Raw genomic sequence first — 3,684 nt, forward strand, 5'->3', positions numbered from 1 at the left:
CCATCGGCATAAAGGTACGCGAGGTCCCACAGGAATGTTCGTGTTTTCAGTCCCTTTGGATTTGCGGGGCGATGGGTCAGTTTGGCGCGTTTCGTGAGGTGTCCGCTTTGATCGCGTCGTAAAGAGCGGTTTTGCCGACCTTTATGCGGGCAGCGGCTTCACGGACCGTCAGGCCTCTTTCGATCAGCATTTTCGCTCGCTTCAGTTTTTCAGCGGTGACGACAGCCTTGCGTCCGCCTTTTCGCCCGCGCGCAGCAGCAGCGCTCAGGCCAGCGCGGGTTCTCTCGCGGATGAGGTCGCGTTCGAACTGGGCAAGAGCGCCGAACAGATGAAAGACGAGTGTGCCTCCGCTCGTTGTCGTATCGATACCTTCAGTCAGAGACCTGAATCCGATGCCGCGCTGGTCAAGATCGCGAACCGTATCAATCAGGTGACTCATGTTACGACCGAGACGGTCGAGCTTCCAGACAATCAGCGCGTCACCGGAACGTAAGTGATCGAGCGCTTGATTTAATCCTGGTCGATCCGTCTTGGCACCAGATACGCAATCTTCAAATATCTCCCCGCAACCGGCCGCCTTGAGCGCGTCGATCTGTGGGGCCAGCGATTGATCGGCCGTTGAGATGCGCGCATATCCGACCGGAGCAACAAATTCTGCAGTCTTTGTCCGTTTTTCCATCCGCCAATCATCTTGTCCGTCATTCCGTTGTCAAGCCATATTAACGGACAGAAAAGCACGGGGCCGTCAAACGACCGATTCCCGGACACCACTATGACGGAGAGCCTCATGCCCCGAATGCAAATCCTTTCACCCTCCGAGCAAGAGGCGTTTGACGGTCCGCCAGTATTCGACTTCCGTGAGCGCAAACGATGTTTCGATCTGCCAAAACCCTTGTTGGACATCGCAACCGAGTTGCGTTCACCCGCTAGCCAGATCGGTTTTCTGGTGATGTGCACCTACTTCAAAGCGGCGAAGAAGTTCTACAATCCTCGCCATTATCACGCCCCGGATATTGAGGCGGCCGCAAAGCTTCTGGGGCTCACAGGATCGGAGTTCTCGCCAGCAACCTACCCCAAACAGACCCGCGCACGTCATCGTAAGCTCATTCTGGATTTCTATGGCTTCATGCCACTCGGGCAGGTCAACAGGAAAGACCTGATCGCCGAGATTGCGACGATGGCGCGAACATATCTGAAGCCGCGCCTGATCTTTGATCGATGCGTGGATTATTTGATCCAACGGCGCGTCCAGGTTCCAAGATCAGGTGTTTTGCTTGAGTTGATCCGATCTGGATTGCAGGCCCGTAAAGTAGAACTCATCGCACTGATGGATGCACATCTCACCGATGACGCGCGCGCCTTTCTGGACGAGCTTTTCTCGACCCCGGACGATCAGAACCGGTATCGTCTGACCCTGTTAAAGAAGCTGTCGCAGTCGGCAAGACCAACGAAGATTAAGGAAGCCATCGCTGACTTTGAGACGCTCGCTGATTTGCATGGCCAACTATCCGACCCTCTGGCTGCGCTCGATTTGGGAGCTGCCGGTATTCGATATTTCGCGGGCAGCGTTCAGCGGTCACGCCTGTTTCAGCTCAAACAACGCGCAGACAATGACCGCCATATCCATGCCACGGCTTTTGTTGCCCATCAGTTTTACCGTACGCAAGATAACCTGATCGATCTCTGGCTCAGTGTCATGGCATCCTTTCACGCAAAGGCGACGCGCGATCACAATGATCGGCTGCTGGAGAACCAGGCAGCACAGCAAAAGCAGATCAAGTCTGTCATCAATGACCTCGACACATCTGTGTTTGGCCTGTTGCGCGACATTCGCGACGTGACCGAGGCGGATGGAATGTCGGACAACCAGAAAGTCAGCACAATCCGAACCTTGTTGGATAAAGGTCGGTCAAGCGCCTTCGAGCAGCTGAAGGATGATCTTTCCGCAACCGCGCGGGATGAAAGCTGGTTCGATGTGCTTGAGGCAGGGTCCTTGCGACTACAATATCGACTCAGTCCCATCCTTCGCGTGATCACGTTCGAGAGGAACGACCGGCCCGCCGGTCTCATCACCGCCATCGACCGGTTCAAACACAACGATGGCATAGTCGGGCCAGGTGCGCCAACGGATTTCCTCGATAAAGACGAGCGGGAAGTACTGATCCGCAGCGACGGAACATTCCGAACCTCGCTCTACAAGGTCTTTCTGTTCCAGCATGTTGCCGCCGCCATCAAATCCGGCGATCTTAACCTTTCGCAGTCCTATAAATACCGCCCCATGGACACCTATCTGATTGATCCGGACAGGTGGAGGCGAGAGAAGCCGGAACTGTTGGAACGAGCCGGATTGGCCGAGTTTGCCGACCCACAACCTATTCTGGCACCCCTCCGGAAGGCGCTGACACAACAATATCAGCGCACGAACGCCAATGCTGCTGCCAATCCACATCTGAAGGTACGTGCCGATGGCACCTTCCACATCGCTACCCCGGCAGCCGGGGCGGATGGTTCCAGCCCAACCAATGAACTGTTTCCTCAACGGCACGATGTACCGCTGGCACAGGTGCTTGAGACGATCAATAATCACTGCGCGATGCTCGGCGCTTTCGAACACTGGCAGCAGACCCACATTCGTCAGGCGGTCTCCCGCCCCGCACTCCTGGCTGGGATCATGGGCCTTGGATGTGGAATCGGCGTGCGCAAAATGGCAAGGATCTCGTCTCGCGTGACCGAGGGCGAACTGGAACACATCGTTAATTGGCGGTTTTCTCTCGACAATATCCGCGCCGCGAACGACGCTGTGGTCAAAGCTATGGATGAGATGGACCTGCCCAATATCTATCGGAACAAGGCGGACAAGCTGCACACCGCCAGTGATGGGCAAAAGTTCGAGGTTCGCGGCGAAAGCCTCGCTGCCAGCCGTTCGTTCAAGTATTTTGGCCAGGGACAAGGCGTCAGCGCCTACACATTCGTTGATGAACGCCACATCCTCTGGCATTCCCTTATGATCAGCGCTGCTGATCGGGAAAGCGCGTTCGTAATCGATGGCCTCATGTGCAATGACGTCGTCAAAAGTGACATCCATTCCACCGACAGCCACGGCTACACCGAAGCCATCTTCGGGATGACGCACCTGCTGGGCTTTTCCTTCGCCCCACGGATCAAAGGCATTGGAAAACAGACCCTCTACATCTTCAAGCCGGACCGCCCAAGGGATCATGATTGGATCATCGCGCCGGACAAAACCATCAATGAGACCCTGATCCGCGAAAACTGGGATGCTCTGTTACGTCTGGTCGCCACCATCAAGCTCAAGGAAAACACCGCGTCCGACATCTTCCGGCGGCTCAATTCCTATTCCCGGCAGCACGCGCTCTATCAGACTCTGAAAGCCTTCGGGCAGATCATCAAATCGCTGTTCATCCTGCGCTATGTCGATGACCTGAGCCTGCGGCAGGCCATCGAACGTCAGCTCAACAAGGTCGAACTCGCCAACCGCTTCACCCGCGCTGTCGCCGTTGGCAATCCCCGCGAGTTCACCCAAGCCGAAAAAGAGGAACAGGAGATCGCCGAGGCCTGCAACCGCCTCATCAAAAACAGCATCATCTGTTGGAACTACCTCTACCTCGCCCACCAACTCGAAAGGGCCCCGGATGAGGAAACCAAAGAAAACCTGCGTCGCAC

General features: G+C 55.8%; 2 protein-coding genes. One reads left to right on the forward strand and one right to left on the reverse strand.

The window, feature by feature from the left end:
• Nucleotides 1–76: 76 nt before the first annotated feature.
• Nucleotides 77–679 carry a recombinase family protein gene (locus tag DMZ65_RS19260; RefSeq protein WP_116599936.1) on the reverse strand — a complete coding sequence of 201 codons (603 nt, stop codon included), beginning with the start codon at nucleotides 677–679 and terminating at the stop codon, nucleotides 77–79.
• A gap of 108 nt (nucleotides 680–787) precedes the next feature.
• Between DMZ65_RS19260 and DMZ65_RS19265 the strand changes: the two genes are divergently transcribed.
• On the forward strand, nucleotides 788–3,684 hold a 2,897-nt coding region (locus DMZ65_RS19265), incomplete at its 3' end, for a Tn3 family transposase (protein WP_198662747.1).

This window comes from Primorskyibacter marinus (assembly GCF_003313245.1).
GTDB classification, from domain to species: Bacteria; Pseudomonadota; Alphaproteobacteria; order Rhodobacterales; family Rhodobacteraceae; genus Primorskyibacter; species Primorskyibacter marinus.

Excerpts from the sequence above, each read along its gene's own strand:
- DMZ65_RS19260 (WP_116599936.1), bottom strand. The coding sequence starts at position 679 with ATGGAAAAACGGACAAAGACTGCAGAATTTGTTGCTCCGGTCGGATAT.